We start from the raw sequence: 16,197 nt of genomic DNA, 5'->3' as shown, positions 1-16,197 counted from the left end.
TGCGTCAAGGGAGCATTTAAGGTGTGACGATCGGGAACCAGAAGTCGAAGTTGTCCATGTAGCTCATCAACTCCTCAAGCTTGCCCTCGTTGCCGTTGACCTTCACGTCGCCTTTACTGACTGCGTCCTTGAGCGTGGTCTGCTTGAGCATGATGTTGTTCAAAGTGTCGCGGGTCAGGGTGATGGTCGCGTCGGCGTCTTTGGCTTGCATGCCTTCGGTGTGGTTGAGTACACCGTTGACCATTTCCAGTGTGTACTTCTGTTTCAGGTCAGTGAAGTCCAGGTTCAAGGTGATGTGCTTGTCGCCCACCTCAGGCCCTTTCAGACGCATGGCCAGGAAGTCGAAGAACAGGTCCAGGTCCATCGCCTTGACGGTGTCGGGGCTGGCGGTGTCCGGTGTCGGCAGTTTCTGCACTCCATTACGCAGTTCTTGCGCACCGGTGAGGTAGAAGTTGCGCCATGGGCCACTCTCGGCCTGGTAGCCCAGCTGCTCCAGCGTGTCGGCTTGCAGGTTCTTGGCCGCCTGATTGCTCGGGTCGGCGAAGACCACATGGTTGACCACTTCAGCCACCCAGCGATAGTCACCCTTGTCGTAGTATTCCTTGGCCTTTTTCAGCACAGCGTCGGCACCGCCCATCATGTCGACGTAGCGCTTGGCTTGTTCATCCGGGGGCAGCTCCCACAAGGTGGCGGGGTTACCGATGAACCAGCCCAGGTGCAGCACGTAGGTGGCCTTGACGTTGTGGTTTAACGAACCGTAGTAGCCTCGGTTGGAGAAGCGGTTGGCAATCGAAGGCGGCAGTTTTACCTGCTCGGCGATCTCGGTCATGGTGTAACCCTTGTTGGCCAAGCGCAGGGTTTCGTCGTTGATGTAGCGGTACATGTCGCGTTGCGACGACAGCTGTTCTTTTACTTCCTTGTTGCCCCAGACCGGCCAATGGTGCATGGCGTACATCACCTGTACGTCATCACCCCACAGCTTCAAGGTTTCGTTGAGGTACTTGGACCACGGCAGCGGTTCGCGAATCTTCGCGCCACGCAGCGAGTAAGTGTTGTGCAGGGTATGGGTAGAGTCTTCGGCGGTGTTGAGGGCTTTTTTCTCCTTGATGTAAAAGAGCATCTCCGCCGGCGCTTCGCTGCCCGGAGCGTAGAGGAACTCGTATGTCAGGCCGTCGATCACGTGCTTCTCACCGGTCTTTTCGATGATGTCGGTCGGCGGGATCAGGGTCACGGTACCGGCGGAGGTGGTGGTCCCCAAGCCTGCACCCAGCTGACCGGTTTCACTTGGCGGTAGCAGGTTGCCGTACATATAGCTAGCACGACGGCTCATCGCGGTACCGGCCATGACGTTCTCGGCCACAGCATGTTCGAGGAAGCCTTTGGGCGCGTAGATTTTGACCTTGCCGGCTTTGACGTCGTCCTCGTTTACCACGCCGCGCACCCCGCCATAATGGTCGACGTGGCTGTGGGTGTAGATCACCGCGACCACCGGCTTCTTCGGCCGGTGTTTGAAATACAGCTCCAGGGCCGCCTTGGCGGTCTCCGAGGAGATCAACGGGTCCATGATGGTGATGCCTTCCTTGCCCTCGACGATGGTCATGTTTGACAGGTCGTAGTTGCGCACCTGGTAAAGACCGTCGGTGACCTCGAACAGGCCGGAAATATTGATCAGCTGCGACTGCCGCCACAAGCTCGGGTTGGTGGAGGCCGGTGCTGTTGTACCTTCCTTGATGAAACCATATTTAGCCGGGTCCCAGATCATGTTGCCGGAGGGGCCCTTGATCGGCTCCGCAGGCAAAGGGGCGATAAAGCCCTTGTGGGCCAGCTCGAAAGAAGTCTTGTCGTTGAATGGCAGCTCCTTTAGAAGCGCGTCGTTAGCCGCCTTCGTTGCATCTGTGGCTGGTTTGGCCTTTTCTTCCGCCCAGGCCTGCGATGCCATGGCAATAGCGCTCGCCAGGAAGAAAGTCGAACTGAGTTTCCAGAGTCTGCCCGCCGACACAGAGCGGCCGTAGGTGCTGAACGGTTTCGCGAATAATGTCATTACAAGCTCCTTTTGAATGGACGCGCTGTACCGGTTCGGCAACTGCCAGCGAAAGATTCGTGCTGCTTAGACAGGCTAGCTAGGAATTTGAATTAGTCCAAATCGCGATGAGCAGCGCCCCCATCAGCGGGCGAGCCCTCTCCCACAGCTGCCTTGAAGGTGAACAGAACGCTTAACTAGGCAGATAATTGCTGGACAGACGGAGACTTTTTCGTCAATTGATTGATCGAGATTAAGGCGCGACCGGCTACACCTTGACCCGATCATATCGGCGCCACAGACTTTACTTCTCTCATGAATTTTCGGAGGTCTGTCCGATGCGTAAGTCATTGTGTGTCGTTGCGTTTAGTCTTTTTGCATCTCTTTACGCTTTCGCCGATGAAACAACGAATACGGCTATTGGCGGAGGGCTTGGCGGAGCCCTCGGAAGTGTTGCAGGCCAGGCCGTAGGTGGCAGCACAGGTGCCGCAATCGGCGCAGGTATCGGTGGTGCAGCCGGTGGCGCAATGACAGCCAAACACGGCAACAAGACAGAGTCAGCTATTGGAGGAGGGCTTGGGGCTGTGGGCGGTCAAGTGATTGGAAGCAGCGTTGGCGGTTCTACTGGTGGCTTGATCGGCGCAGGACTCGGAGGGGCGGCGGGAGGTGCAGTTGGCAACAGTTTGGCCAACGATGATGGCCATAGCCACAAACACAATCATAAACATAAACATAAGCATGGGCACTAGCTGCCGCGTAAGGCAGCTTTGGGTCGATTTCTGCCGGTCAAGACGTACCCGTGCGCTGGTCACATCCGATGCAAATGGCTGGTCAAGTCGAATGCAAATGGGTGGTCAAGTCCATGCAATTACTCAATTTGCGCTCCCGACAGAGGCTCAGTGGGAATATGCTGCCCGAAGTAGGGGCAAATTTTTTATGGTGGCGACGGATGATGGGACTTACAGATTTACTAGGGAGGCGGATGAAAATGGAGGGCTTAGAGTGAGGGGGGTTAATATTTCAAGTTTGGACGATAGGGAAGAATTTTCAATCAGCATGGGGTTAACGACAACAGATATAACTCCCATGCCAGTTAATTGTTATCCCCCCAATCCACTTGGCTTGTACTCAATGTCGGATGATGGCTATGAATGGGTTAAAGATTGGTATGATCCGGAATATTATCGACGGTCTGTGTATCTAGATCCTCAAGGTCCAGAAATTCCGATGTACAAAGATGAAAAAACGAATTATGAATATGCGAAGGTGTTGCGTGGGAATAGTCAGGCACAACCTTTGTGGGGCGGCGGTGTTAACGTTCAGCGCAGATATGCTAGCCCTAGTGCTATGAGGCATAGCGGAATGTTGGGCAAGGCCAAGGCATATCTTCTGGATAAAACGGTTCGTTGCGCTGTAAATGCACCGGATGCTATTAACTAAGCGTCGGTGATTGAGCAATGATCAGTGACGTGGAGTAAGGCTATAGAGCAATAGCGCTCAAGCACTAACATAAAGCGCAATCAGCGAAACTATAGTCAAACCCACCCGCAACCGAACACCCACCCAACGAAATCGCCGCACGCCCTTGCCGATACCAGCTATCGCGCCCCAGTTCACGGGCCGGTGCAAGCAGGCTGCGCCAGCGCAACTCGGTGTCATGGAGTGCCTGCAGGTGTGCAGGGTCAGCATCCAGCCAGCGGCGAAAATCGATGCGTTCGCAGGAGGTCACCTCGGGGCTTTGCAGCCGTACTGAAATCTTTCACAGCAGCCGACCATCAATGTCAAACCCAGTAACCAAACAGTAAAAACGCAGCCACACCCAGCCCGACAGCAACCGAACACCCACCCAACGAAATCGCCGCACGCCCTTGCCGGTACCAGCCATCCTGTCCCAGCTCACGCGCCGGTGCGAGCAGGCTGCGCCAGCGCAGTTCAGTGTCATGGAATGCCTGCAGGTGCGCCGGGTTGGCATCCAGCCAACGGCGGAAATCGATGCGCTCGCAGGAAGTAGCCTCCGGGCTTTGCAGGCGCACATACCATTGCGCGGCAACGTCGGCCAGCGCATCTGCGCGAGGGCGGGTGGTTTGCAGGGCCTGATTCATGTGCCGCTCGATGCTCAGCAAGGGCAGCTCGAGGCGTGCGGCGATGTTGGCGAAGTCGAGGTTATCGAGTCGATTGAGCAGGAACACTTGCTGTACACGCCGTGGCAAGCGCTTGAGGCCATGCAGCAGTGCGCGTTCGGCATCGTGCTCGGCAGTGGGCGTAGGGTGCTCAAGGGGCAGCAGCAGGCGGCTCATGGACAGCTCCTTGCTCAAGAGGGTAGGGGTGGGGGCATCGTCCTTGATGCGGAACCAGAGTAGGTGAAACGAGATTGATTCTCAAGTGCTGATTCCGCAAAGTTTTGTAATGAGCGTTCACGCTCTGACACACTTTTGCTATCATGGCGGCCATCAACGATCTTCATTAGCCTGAAGAGCCAAAAAAAATGACCCGGCAAAAAGCCGGGTCAAAAACCGTGATTAGCCTGATGAGGAGATAATCTGAGAGCGACCTAAGCTCCAGGTTATCCAGCAGATCTCGCGATCAGCTGAGTGCAATAATAATCGTTATCATTTGCCAGTCAAATGAATTTTCACTTATCCGGTAAAAAGTTTTACCGGAGCGCTTCCTTTTCCTGGCAATCGGCGCCCCTGCTTTCGCCCAACTATCACGTTTCTCCCTTCCTTCCTCCCCTACAAGCCGCTGTTTACGGGGCGCGGGTGCTCCAACAGGGCCCTGGCCATGTCCATCATGTGCATGAGCGCGAAGATCAGCTCGCGGGTGCTGCCTTCCTGGTGAATGGCAGTTTCGTGGGCTGTGGCGGCCGCGCAGCGCAGCAGGGAGATGGCGTGTGCCTGCGCCTGTTCGCTGCTGACCCCTTCATGCAGGGTCCAGATCTGGTTGTGCTCGCTGGGGCGGGTGGGGCTTGGATTGAGGTAATAGTCGAGGGCGCGGCGGGCGGCTTCGCTGTCGAGATCTGTTACGTCGTTTTTCGTTGGTTTCATCCTGATACCTGCGCATGCCAATAGGGAAAAGCTCCTGCGTGAGTCTAATACTTAAGGTATTTGAAAGCATTTCGTTAAATAATACTGAATGTTTATTGAGCGCCAGAAGGCAGTCCGTATCGTGCCAGCGATGAATATGGATAAATGGATTGCCCTCGTCCGAGACCGGATGGAGGAGCTCGATATCTCCCAGGAACAGCTCGCCGAACGTGTCGGGGTGTCCCAGGGCAGCGTGGGGCATTGGGTGAACAAGCGGCGTCAGCCCAAGGTCGATTCGATGAACCGTGTGTTCGTCGAGTTGGGCATGCCCCATTATCACGTCAGCCTGCAGCTTCGCGTCCTTGGCCAGGTGGGTGAGGACAAGGGGCGCTACGTGCTCGATGAAGACGAGGACGATATCGACCTGATGCAATACATCGTGTGTTTTCGTTACCCGTTGCGTGACTGGGATGCTCTGGCCGACGCGGCGCCGGAAGAGGGCACCGTGTACGAGCAGACCGAATACCTGGCCCAGGGCAAGGCGTTCTGGCTGACGGTGGAGAACGATGCGATGAGTTCGGCCAGTGGCCGCAGCGTGCCCCAGGGCATGCGCATTCTGGTCGATCCGGGGCTGGAGGCTGAGCCGGGGCGCCTGGTGATAGCGTGCCAGCCTGGCAAGACGGCGATTTTGCGCGAGCTGGCCGAAGAGGGTGGGCAGCGATATCTGAAAGCGCTGAACAGCACCTATCCGGCGCTGGTGTGTGAGGAGGGTTGCGAGTTTCTAGGGGTGGTTGTGCGGGTGCACGGGGCCTTTTGATATCGCGGCTGTTTGCGGTAGCGATTGCGTAATGGCTGGAAGGGGTACGGCGAGGAAGTGTGGGTGGCCGTGAGATCGAGCGCCGCCCGCGCGGCGCATCGCGGATAAATCCGCTCCTACATTTGTTGCAACGTGCCTCGGCCTGTCAGGCCATGGTTGTCCGCTTTTCAGCGCTCACCGAGATATCGCGTCGGACTCACAAAGCAGGCAACCATGGCCTATCAGACATAGGCACGTTGCAACAAATGTAGGAGCGGATTTATCCGCGATGCGCCGCGCGGGCGGCGCGCGATCTCAAAGACGCCAAAAACGCTCAGGCGAGCACCCTAGATCACTCCACCAACTCGACCAGCACCGTCCCTTCGCTGACCATATCCCCTTCCTGGCAGAACAACGCCTTCACCGTCCCGCTGTGCGGCGCACGGATGCTGTGCTCCATCTTCATGGCCTCCAGCACCACCAGCGCCGTACCCACTTCCACCTCCTGCCCGGGCTCCACCAGCACGCGCACGATGCTGCCATTCATGGGGGCGCCCAAACCGCCTTGATGGCTGTGGCTGGCTTCGGCCTCGGCGATCGGGTCGAAGGCCTCGACGGCATGCACCTCGCCGTCCCAGCGCAAGTACAGCGTGCCGCCCCGGCGTACCGCCAGATGCCGGCGGCGTACGCCACCTTCATCATGCCCAAGCTGCTCGCCATCCAGGTGCCAGGTCGAGGCGGCGCTGCGCTCCAATGCCACGGCCTGGCATTCGCCGCCGCTTTGCAGGTGCAGGGTGCTGCGTGTAGGCATGCCCAGACGCAGGCCGGTGCGTGGCGCCCACGGTGAATGCCGGTCATCGGCACGCTCATGGGCGGCCTGGCCTTGCAACCAGGCCTCGGCGGCCGCTTCCCAGAAGCTCGCTGGCAAAGCCTTCGGCGCCGGCAGCAACACCTCCTGATGACGCGGTATGAACCCGGTATCCAGTTCGGCCGCAGCAAATGCGGGGTGCGCGAGAATGCGGCGCAGGAAGGCGATGTTGGTCTTCAGCCCGCCAATGGCGAACTCGTCGAGCATCGCCAGCAAGCGCAGGCGGGCCTGCTCGCGGTTCTCGCCCCAGGCGATCAGCTTGCCCAGCATCGGGTCGTAGAACGGCGACACCACGTCGCCCTCGCTGACGCCACTGTCCACCCGGCGCCCTTCGCCCGGCGCCGATTCGCGGTACAGCGCCAGGGTGCCGGTGGCCGGCAGGAATTCGTTGGCCGGGTCTTCGGCATACAGCCGCACTTCGATGGCATGGCCGATCAAGGGCACCTGCGCCTGGGTGATCGGCAGCGGTTCGCCGCAGGCCACGCGGATCTGCCAGGCCACCAGGTCGAGGCCGGTGATGGCCTCGGTGACCGGATGCTCCACCTGCAGGCGGGTATTCATCTCCATGAAGAAGAACTCGCCACGGGCATCGAGCAGGAATTCCACGGTGCCGGCGCCGACGTAGCCGATGGCCTGGGCAGCCCGTACCGCGGCTTCACCCATGGCCTGGCGCAGCTCCGGAGACAGGCCTGGGGCCGGGGCTTCCTCGACCACCTTCTGGTGACGCCGCTGGATCGAGCAGTCACGTTCGTTGAGGTACAGGCAGTTGCCGTGCTGGTCGGCGAACACCTGGATTTCCACGTGGCGGGGCTTGAGCACATACTTTTCCACCAGCATGCGCGCATCGCCGAACGAGGCCTTTGCCTCGCGCTGGGCCGAGGCCAGGGCGTCGGCCAACTGGCTTTCCTCCTCGACCACCTTCATGCCCTTGCCGCCCCCGCCTGCACTGGCCTTGAGCAGCACCGGGTAGCCGATGCGCTCGGCTGCGGCGCGGAAGGTTTCCAGGTCCTGGGCTTCGCCGTGGTAGCCCGGCACCAGCGGTACACCGGCAGCTTCCATCAGCGCCTTGGCCGCCGATTTGCTGCCCATCGCGTCGATGGCGCTGGCCGGCGGGCCGAGGAAGATCAGCCCGGCTTCTTCGATGGCGCGGGCAAAACCCGCGTTCTCCGAAAGAAAGCCATAACCGGGGTGGATCGCCTGGGCACCGCTGGCTTTGGCTGCGGCCAGCAGTTTTTCGACTACCAGGTAGCTCTCGGCGGCCTTGCTGCCGCCCAGGTCGACGCGAATATCCGCTTCGCGGCTGTGCCGTGCGTCACGGTCGGTGGCACTGTGCACGGCCACGGTGGTCAGGCCCATGGCCTTGGCGGTGCGCATGACCCGGCAGGCGATTTCGCCGCGGTTGGCGACCAGCAGGGTGGTGAGGGTGGGGCGGCTCATGGGCGCGGCTCCTTCTTGTGCTCGGTTTGCCAGGCGGGGCGGCGTTTTTCCAGGAAGGCGTTCAAGCCTTCCTGGCCTTCGGCGCTGACGCGGATGCGGGCGATGGTGTTTTCGCAGTAGCGGCGCAGGGCCGGGCTGAGCTCGCCGTCGTCCACTTCGCGCAGCAGGTCTTTGGTGGCGCGCAGCGCTTGCGGGCTGTTCAGCAACAGGTTGTCGACCCAGGCTTCGACCTGTGCCTGCAGTTCGCTCGCTGGGTACACCTCGGCCAGAAGGCCCAGTTCACGGGCACGCACGCCGCTAAATCGTTCGGCGGTGAGGGCGTAGCGGCGGGCGGCGCGCTCGCCGATGGCCTTGACCACGAACGGGCTGATCACCGCTGGCGCCAGGCCGATGCGCACTTCCGACAGGCACAGTTGTGCATCGTCGGCGCCGATGGCCATGTCGCAGCAGCTGATCAGCCCCAGTGCACCGCCAAAGGCTGCGCCTTGCACCACGGCCAGGGTCGGTGCCTTGAGGCGGTGCAGGGCATACATCAGCTCGCCCAGTTCATGGGCGTCGTCCAGGTTGCTGTTGAAGTCCAGTTGCGCCGACTGCTGCATCCATGCCAGGTCTGCCCCGGCGCTGAAGTGCCGGCCACGGCCGCGCAGCAGCAGAAAACGCAGACTGGTGTCTTCGGCCAGCTGGTCGAGGGCTTTGATCAGCTCGTGGATCATCTGCGCGTTGAAGGCGTTGTTCTTGTCCTCGCGGCTCAGCCACAAGGTGGCGAAGCCGCGCGGGTCGCGAGTCACTTCAATAGTGCTGAAATCGCTCATGGGTCACATCCGGAAAATGCCGAAGCGGCTCTGTTCGATCGGCGCGTTCAACGCGGCGGACAACGCCAGGCCAAGCACGTCGCGGGTTTGCGCCGGGTCGATGACGCCGTCGTCCCACAGCCTTGCACTGGAGTAGTAGGGGTGGCCCTGGTGCTCGTACTGGTCGAGGATCGGCTGCTTGAGCTTCGCCTCGTCTTCGGCGCTGAAGGCCTGGCCGCTGCGTTCGCTCTGCTCGCGCTTGACTTGGGCCAGCACCCCGGCGGCCTGTTCGGCGCCCATCACGCCAATGCGTGCGTTGGGCCACATCCACAGGAAACGCGGGTCGTAGGCGCGGCCGCACATGCCATAGTTGCCGGCGCCGAAGCTGCCACCGATGATCACCGTGAACTTCGGCACCTGGGCGCAGGCCACGGCGGTGACCAGCTTGGCGCCGTGCTTGGCGATGCCGCCTTCTTCGTACTTCTTGCCGACCATGAAGCCGGTGATGTTCTGCAGGAACAGCAGCGGGATGCCGCGCTGGCAGGCCAGTTCGATGAAGTGCGCGCCTTTTTGCGCGGCTTCGGCGAAGAGGATGCCGTTGTTGGCCAGGATCGCCACCGGGTAGCCGTGCAGGTGGGCGAAGCCGCACACCAGGGTGGTGCCGAACAGCGCCTTGAACTCATCGAACACCGAGCCGTCGACCAGGCGCGCGATCACTTCGCGCACATCGAACGGCTGCTTGGCATCGGCTGGCACCACGCCGTACAGCTCATCGGCGTCATACAGCGGTGCCACCGGTGCCAGGCGTTGCAGCTTGCCGAGCTTGTGCCAGTTGAGGTTGGCGACACTGCGCCGGGCCAGGGCCAGGGCGTGTTCGTCGTTGTCGGCATAGTGATCGGCCACACCGCTGGTGCGGCAGTGCACGTCGGCGCCGCCGAGGTCTTCGGCGCTCACCACTTCGCCGGTGGCCGCCTTCACCAGTGGCGGGCCTGCGAGGAAGATGGTCGCCTGCTGGCGCACCATGATCGCCTCGTCGGCCATGGCCGGCACATAGGCGCCACCGGCGGTGCACGAGCCCATCACCACGGCGATCTGCGGGATGCCGAGGGCGCTCATGTTGGCCTGGTTGAAGAAGATCCGCCCGAAGTGCTCGCGGTCGGGGAACACTTCGTCCTGGCGTGGCAGGTTGGCGCCGCCGGAATCTACCAAGTAGATGCAAGGCAGGCGGTTCTGCAGGGCGATGGTCTGCGCCCGCAGGTGCTTCTTTACCGTCAGCGGGTAATAGGAGCCGCCTTTTACCGTGGCGTCGTTGGCCACGATCATGCATTCCACGCCTTCGACCCGGCCGATGCCGGCGATCACGCCGGCAGCGGGCACGTCTTCGCCGTACACCTCATGGGCGGCCAGTTGGCCGATCTCGAGGAACGGCGAGCCCGCGTCGAGCAGGCGGTCGATGCGTTCGCGCGGCAGCAGTTTGCCACGCGAGGTGTGCCGCTCCTGGGCCTTGGGCCCGCCGCCCTGAGCCACCTGGGCGAGCAGGCCGCGCAGGGCCTGGACCTGGTCGAGCATGGCCGCGCTGTTGCCGGCGAACTCCGCCGAACGCGGGTTGATCTGGGTGTGCAAGGTAGCCATATGCGCCCGTCCCCTGTGCTCAGCGGGTTTCGTTGAACAGTTCGCGGCCGATCAGCATCCGGCGAATTTCGCTGGTGCCGGCGCCGATTTCGTACAGCTTGGCATCGCGCAGCAGGCGGCCGGCCGGGAATTCGTTGATGTAACCGTTGCCGCCGAGAATCTGGATGGCTTCCAGGGCCATCTGGGTGGCGCGTTCGGCGGTGTAGAGGATCACCCCGGCGGCGTCTTTGCGGGTGGTCTCGCCACGGTCGCAGGCCTGGGCCACGGCATACAGGTAGGCGCGGCTGGCGTTGAGCTGGGTGTACATGTCGGCGATCTTGCCCTGGATCAGCTGGAACTCGCCGATGCTCTGGCCGAACTGCTTGCGGTCATGGATGTAGGGCACCACCAGGTCCATGCAGCTTTGCATGATGCCGGTCGGGCCGCCGGAGAGCACCACGCGCTCGTAGTCCAGGCCGCTCATCAGCACCCGCACGCCACCGTTGAGCTGGCCGAGGATGTTTTCTTCAGGCACTTCGACACCGTCGAAGAACAGCTCGCAGGTGTTGGAGCCACGCATGCCCAGCTTGTCGAACTTGTTGCTGCGGCTGAAGCCTTTCCAGTCGCGCTCGACGATGAAGGCGGTGATGCCGTGGGCGCCCTTGTCCAGGTCGGTCTTGGCGTAGATCACGTAGGTGTTGGCGTCGGGGCCGTTGGTGATCCAGGTCTTGCTGCCGTTGAGCACATAGTGATCGCCGCGTTTCTCGGCGCGCAGCTTCATCGACACCACGTCGGAGCCGGCGTTGGGCTCGCTCATGGCCAGGGCGCCGATGTGCTCGCCGCTGATCAGCTTGGGCAGGTACTTGAGCTTCTGCTCGTGGGTGCCGTTGCGGTTGATCTGGTTGACGCACAGGTTGGAGTGGGCGCCGTAGGACAGGGCCACGGAGGCCGAGCCGCGGCTGATTTCTTCCATCGACACCACGTGGGCCAGGTAGCCCAGGCCGGCACCGCCGTACTCTTCCGACACGGTGATGCCGAGCAGGCCCATGTCGCCGAACTTGCGCCACATGTCGGCGGGGAACAGGTTGTCGTGGTCGATCTGCGCGGCACGTGGCGCCAGTTCGGCGGCAACGAAGGTGCGCACCTGGTCGCGGAGCATGTCGATGGTTTCGCCCAGGGCGAAGTTCAGGGTTGGGTAATGCATGCGGGGGCACCTTCTTGTTCTTGAAATAAGGAAACACCGTAGCTCATGGATTCGCCGCCGAACCCCGAGGGAGCAGGTGTGGTTGATCACCTTTACGTTAACGTAAACCTGCCTTTGGTCAGTGTCAATCGGATCATCACCTTTACGTAAACGTAAATCTGCGCCAGAGTAATTGGCGCTTGCTTCAGCCGTGCCCAGAACAACCACAAGAAGGGACACCCATGAGTCAACCCAGCTACACCCGCGGTCGCCAAGACCACCCTTTGCTGACCCTGACCATCGGTCAGGCCTTCGATGCCACCGTGGCCCGCTGCACCGATGGCGAAGCACTGGTGGTGCGCCACCAGGGCGTTCGTTACACCTGGCTAGAACTGGCCGAACAGGTCGACCTCCATGCCCGCGCGCTGATGGCGCTGGGCGTGGCTACCGGTGACCGCGTCGGCATCTGGGCGCCCAACTGCGCCCAGTGGTGCATCCTGCAACTGGCCAGCGCCAAAGTCGGTGCGATCCTGGTCAACATCAACCCGGCCTATCGCGTCGGTGAGCTGGAGTACGTGCTGCGCCAGTCCGGTTGCCGCTGGCTGGTCTGCGCCGATGCCTTCAAGACCTCCGATTACCACGCCATGGTTCAGCAGCTGGTAGCGGAACTGGCCAGCGCCGCGCCGGGTGAGCTGGCCTGCGAATGCCTGCCTGACCTGCGTGGCGTGGTGAGCCTGGCGGCCACCCCGCCAAGTGGTTTCCTGCCCTGGCAGGCGCTGGCCGAACGGGCAGGGCAGACCAGCGACGAGGCGTATCAGGCCCGCCAAGCCAGCCTGCAGTTCGACCAGCCGGTGAATATCCAGTACACCTCAGGCACCACTGGCGCACCCAAAGGGGCCACGCTCAGTCACTACAACATTCTCAACAACGGTTTCATGGTCGGTGAAAGCCTGGGGCTGACCCACGCCGACCGCATGGTGATCCCGGTGCCGCTGTACCACTGCTTCGGCATGGTCATGGCCAACCTCGGTTGCATCACCCACGGCAGCACCATGGTCTACCCCAACGACGCCTTCGATGCCGAGCTGACCCTCAAGGCCGTGGCTGAAGAGCGCGCCAGCATCCTCTATGGCGTGCCGACCATGTTCATCGCCATGCTCGACCACCCCTCGCGCACCCAGCTCGACCTTTCCACCCTGCGCAGCGGCATCATGGCCGGCGCCACCTGCCCGATCGAGGTGATGCGCCGGGTGATCGACCAGATGCACATGGCCGAAGTACAGATCGCCTATGGCATGACCGAAACCAGCCCGGTATCGCTGCAGACCGGCCCGGACGACGACCTGGAACTGCGCGTGACCACGGTCGGGCGCACCCACCCGCAGCTGGAAACCAAGCTGGTGGACGCCGACGGCTGCATCGTCGCCCGCGGCGAGATCGGCGAGCTGTGTACCCGCGGCTACAGCGTGATGCTCGGGTACTGGAACAACCCCCAGGCCACGGCAGACGCCATCGACCCTGCTGGCTGGATGCATTCGGGTGACCTGGCGGTGATGGATGAGCACGGCTATGTGCGTATCGTTGGGCGCAACAAGGACATGATCATTCGCGGGGGTGAGAACATCTACCCGCGTGAATTGGAGGAATTCTTCTACACCCACCCGGCCGTGGCCGATGCGCAGGTGATCGGCATACCGTGCAGCAAGTACGGCGAAGAAGTGGTGGCGTGGATCAAGCTGCATCCCGGGCATGTTGCCAGCGCTGAAGAGCTGCAGGCCTGGTGCAAGGCACGCATCGCGCACTTCAAGGTGCCGCGGCATTACCGCTTTGTTGATGAATTCCCGATGACGGTGACCGGCAAGGTGCAGAAATTTCGCATGCGTGAGATCAGTGTGGAGGAACTGTCTGCGCAATGACCTCAAGGCCCCATCGCCGGCAAGCCGACCCCCACAGCCTCAGTGGAATATCTGTGGGAGCCGGCTTGCCGGCGATAGGGCCAGTAAAACCTACACAAAATCCTTGTCTACTCTTAGACCTTCACCGGTGGCTCATCACTCGGTGGGTCCCCCACCGTCGGCGGTACGGTCGGCTTGATCGGCAGCTCGTCCGGGTCTTCTTCCGGCACGGGCGGCGGCAGGCTGGGGTCGTCGATGTTGGGATCTGGTGTTTCCGGTGGAATGGGAATGTTCATGGCCTGACCTTGCGTGTGGTGGATGTGAAGAGGTAGTGCAGGCTTCGACTTCGGGCTGCTGCCATTCGCTCAATTTTTTTGAACCCCCACGCCCGCGCTCGGCTCTGAACCCTTACCGCCACCAGCCTAAGGGAGCAAGGTCCGATGTCACGAAACGAGCCCTTCGAAAGCGTGCCCATGGCGAACGACCACCCGGATCAGGCCGTGAGCCTGTCCCAGGCGCTGCTCGCGCCGCGCATCGTGGTCGAGGACACCCAGCCCGCGCTCGATGGCGGCATGTTCGCCGCCAAGGCCATCAGCGGCCAGCCGGTGGCGGTCAGCAGCAAGGTCTACAGCGACGGCCACGACCGCCTTGCGGTGATGCTCAACTGGCGCCAAGCCAACAGCCGCCGCTGGCACTGCGTGCCAATGCATTCGCCGGGCAACGACCTGTGGCTGGCCGAATTCACCCCCCTCGAACTGGGCCCGCACCTGTTCAGCATCGAAGCCTGGATCGACCCGTTCGCCACCTATTGCCACGACCTGGAGAAGAAGTACCACGCCGGGGTCGAGGTCAAGCTCGAATTGGAGGAGGGCAGGCTGCTGCTGGGCCAGGGCGCAGCGCGCAGCGAAGGGGTGCTGCGCGAAGAGATCGAGGCCCTGCAGGCGCGCCTGCTCGGCTTGCCGGTCGACGAGCAGGTGGCGCTGTTGCTGGGTGGGGAGGCCACGCGCCTGATGGTCGAGGCCGAGCACCGCAGCTACCTCACCCGCAGTGTCGAGTTTCCGCTGGATGTCGACCGCCCGGCGGCGCAGTTCGCCAGCTGGTACGAGCTGTTCCCTCGTTCGATCACCGACAGCCCCGAGCGCCACGGCACCTTCAACGACGTGCACGAACGCCTGCCGATGATCCGCGACATGGGTTTCGACGTGCTGTACTTCCCGCCGATCCACCCGATCGGCACGCAGTTTCGCAAGGGCCGCAACAACGCCCTGCGCGCTGAGCCCGGCGACCCTGGCAGCCCCTACGCCATCGGCAGCCCCGAAGGTGGCCACGATGCCATCCACCCGCAATTGGGCACGCGCGAGGACTTCCGCAGCCTGGTAGCCGCCGCCGCCGAGCATGGCCTGGAAATCGCCCTGGACTTCGCCATCCAGTGCTCTCAGGATCACCCCTGGCTCAAGGAGCACCCCGGCTGGTTCAGCTGGCGCCCCGACGGCACCATCCGCTACGCCGAGAACCCGCCGAAAAAGTACCAGGACATCGTCAACGTCGATTTCTACGCCGCCGATGCCGTGCCCTCACTGTGGCTGGCGCTGCGCGATGTGGTAATCGGCTGGGTGGAGGAGGGTGTGAAGACCTTCCGCGTCGACAACCCGCACACCAAGCCGCTGCCGTTCTGGCAATGGCTGATCGCCAATGTACGTAGCCAGTACCCCGAGGTGCTCTTTCTCGCCGAAGCCTTCACCAAGCCGGCCATGATGGCGCGCCTGGGCAAGGTGGGTTACGCCCAGAGCTACACCTACTTCACCTGGCGTAACACCAAGCAGGAGCTGCGCGAGTATTTCGAAGAACTCAATCAGCCACCGTGGAGTCAGTGCTACCGGCCGAACTTCTTCGTCAACACGCCCGATATCAACCCGTTCTTCCTGCACACCTCGGGCCGCGCTGGCTTTCTCATCCGCGCAGCCCTCGCGACCATGGGCTCGGGCCTGTGGGGCATGTATTCGGGCTTCGAGCTGTGCGAAGCCACGCCGCTGCCGGGCAAGGAAGAGTACATGGACTCGGAAAAATACGAGATCCGTCCGCGCGACTTCACCGAGCCCGGCAACATCATCGCCGAGATCGCCCAGCTCAACCGCATCCGCCGGCAGAACCGCGCCCTGCAGACCCACCTGGGCGTGGCGTTCTTCAACTGCTGGAACGACAACATCCTGTACTTCGGCAAACGCACCCCCGAGCGCGACAACTACATCCTCGTGGCGATCAGCCTCGACCCGCACAACGCGCAGGAGGCGAGCTTCGAGCTGCCATTGTGGGAGCTGGGCCTGGGTGACGATGCCGACACCTTGGGTGAAGACCTGATGAACGGTCACCGCTGGACCTGGCATGGCAAGACCCAGTGGATGCGCATCGAGCCGTGGCACCAGCCCTTCGGTATCTGGCGTATCGAGAAGGCGAGGTAGGGGCTCGCTGCGCAGCCCATCGCCGGCAAGCCGGCTCCCACACCCACTGAGGGGGCCAGGCGCTATTCGTGAAATCTGCACTGAACCTGTGGGAGCCGGCTTGCCGGCGATGGG

At 62.0% G+C, this 16,197-nt stretch carries 13 protein-coding genes and 1 pseudogene; 5 read left to right on the top strand and 9 right to left on the bottom strand.

What is annotated here, in order from left to right:
• Positions 1–16 precede the first annotated feature (16 nt).
• Entirely contained in the window at positions 17–2,041 is a 2,025-nt protein-coding gene (locus tag KU43P_RS17960; RefSeq protein WP_317658787.1) for an alkyl/aryl-sulfatase, read from the bottom strand.
• 317 nt (positions 2,042–2,358) lie between these two features.
• Here KU43P_RS17960 and KU43P_RS17955 point away from each other — a divergent pair, with 317 nt between their 5' ends.
• Together KU43P_RS17955 and KU43P_RS17950 are read left to right on the top strand one after the other, a co-directional pair.
• Positions 2,359–2,769: a glycine zipper domain-containing protein gene (locus KU43P_RS17955; protein WP_317658786.1), complete on the top strand. Its 411-nt coding sequence runs from the start codon at positions 2,359–2,361 to the stop codon at positions 2,767–2,769.
• A gap of 97 nt (positions 2,770–2,866) precedes the next feature.
• Positions 2,867–3,460 (top strand): formylglycine-generating enzyme family protein, encoded by a 594-nt coding sequence (locus tag KU43P_RS17950; protein ID WP_317658785.1) that lies wholly within the window; start codon positions 2,867–2,869, stop codon positions 3,458–3,460.
• A 64-nt stretch (positions 3,461–3,524) separates the two neighbouring features.
• On the opposite strand, the pseudogene KU43P_RS17945 reads toward KU43P_RS17950, so the two are convergent.
• From KU43P_RS17945 to KU43P_RS17935, 3 genes and pseudogenes are all read right to left on the bottom strand, one after another.
• Positions 3,525–3,770 (bottom strand): annotated as a pseudogene (locus KU43P_RS17945) (FecR/PupR family sigma factor regulator); the annotation flags it as partial.
• Between the two features lie 31 nt (positions 3,771–3,801).
• Positions 3,802–4,317: a DUF4880 domain-containing protein gene (locus tag KU43P_RS17940; protein ID WP_317658784.1), complete on the bottom strand. Its 516-nt coding sequence runs from the start codon at positions 4,315–4,317 to the stop codon at positions 3,802–3,804.
• Between the two features lie 435 nt (positions 4,318–4,752).
• Complete coding sequence (locus tag KU43P_RS17935) at positions 4,753–5,064, bottom strand: DUF6124 family protein (protein WP_317658782.1); 312 nt, start codon at positions 5,062–5,064, stop codon at positions 4,753–4,755.
• An 88-nt stretch (positions 5,065–5,152) separates the two neighbouring features.
• On the opposite strand from KU43P_RS17935, the gene KU43P_RS17930 reads away from it, so the two are divergent.
• On the top strand, positions 5,153–5,860 hold the full coding sequence (locus KU43P_RS17930) for a LexA family transcriptional regulator (RefSeq protein ID WP_317658781.1): 708 nt from the start codon (positions 5,153–5,155) through the stop codon (positions 5,858–5,860).
• A 331-nt stretch (positions 5,861–6,191) separates the two neighbouring features.
• On the opposite strand, the gene KU43P_RS17925 is transcribed toward KU43P_RS17930, so the two are convergent.
• The 4 genes from KU43P_RS17925 to KU43P_RS17910 are packed head-to-tail and all read right to left on the bottom strand — an operon-like array spanning position 6,192 to position 11,750.
• Positions 6,192–8,144 (bottom strand): acetyl/propionyl/methylcrotonyl-CoA carboxylase subunit alpha, encoded by a 1,953-nt coding sequence (locus KU43P_RS17925; protein WP_317658779.1) that lies wholly within the window; start codon positions 8,142–8,144, stop codon positions 6,192–6,194.
• Positions 8,141–8,956: a gamma-carboxygeranoyl-CoA hydratase gene (locus KU43P_RS17920; protein ID WP_317658778.1), complete on the bottom strand. Its 816-nt coding sequence runs from the start codon at positions 8,954–8,956 to the stop codon at positions 8,141–8,143. Before KU43P_RS17920 ends, KU43P_RS17925 begins: the two co-directional genes overlap by 4 nt.
• Positions 8,957–8,959: 3 nt before the next feature.
• Complete coding sequence (locus tag KU43P_RS17915; RefSeq protein ID WP_317658776.1) at positions 8,960–10,567, bottom strand: carboxyl transferase domain-containing protein; 1,608 nt, start codon at positions 10,565–10,567, stop codon at positions 8,960–8,962.
• A 19-nt stretch (positions 10,568–10,586) separates the two neighbouring features.
• The gene (locus KU43P_RS17910; RefSeq protein WP_110631769.1) at positions 10,587–11,750 is read right to left on the bottom strand and encodes an isovaleryl-CoA dehydrogenase; all 1,164 of its coding nucleotides are present in this window, start codon (positions 11,748–11,750) and stop codon (positions 10,587–10,589) included.
• A 221-nt stretch (positions 11,751–11,971) separates the two neighbouring features.
• On the opposite strand from KU43P_RS17910, the gene KU43P_RS17905 reads away from it, so the two are divergent.
• Positions 11,972–13,645, top strand: a complete 1,674-nt coding sequence (locus tag KU43P_RS17905; protein WP_317658775.1) for an AMP-binding protein — start codon at positions 11,972–11,974, stop codon at positions 13,643–13,645.
• A 113-nt stretch (positions 13,646–13,758) separates the two neighbouring features.
• Here the strand turns inward: KU43P_RS17905 and KU43P_RS17900 are convergent, their stop codons facing one another.
• On the bottom strand, positions 13,759–13,920 hold the full coding sequence (locus KU43P_RS17900) for a hypothetical protein (RefSeq protein ID WP_008089933.1): 162 nt from the start codon (positions 13,918–13,920) through the stop codon (positions 13,759–13,761).
• Positions 13,921–14,064: 144 nt separating this feature from the next.
• Between KU43P_RS17900 and KU43P_RS17895 the strand changes: the two genes are divergently transcribed.
• Positions 14,065–16,083: an alpha-1,4-glucan--maltose-1-phosphate maltosyltransferase gene (locus tag KU43P_RS17895; protein WP_317658774.1), complete on the top strand. Its 2,019-nt coding sequence runs from the start codon at positions 14,065–14,067 to the stop codon at positions 16,081–16,083.
• Positions 16,084–16,197 lie beyond the last annotated feature (114 nt).

This window comes from Pseudomonas sp. KU43P, from assembly GCF_033095865.1.
Classification (GTDB): domain Bacteria; phylum Pseudomonadota; class Gammaproteobacteria; order Pseudomonadales; family Pseudomonadaceae; genus Aquipseudomonas.
Note: the sequence above shows the minus strand (reverse complement) of the source record. Positions and strands in the feature narration are given on the sequence as shown.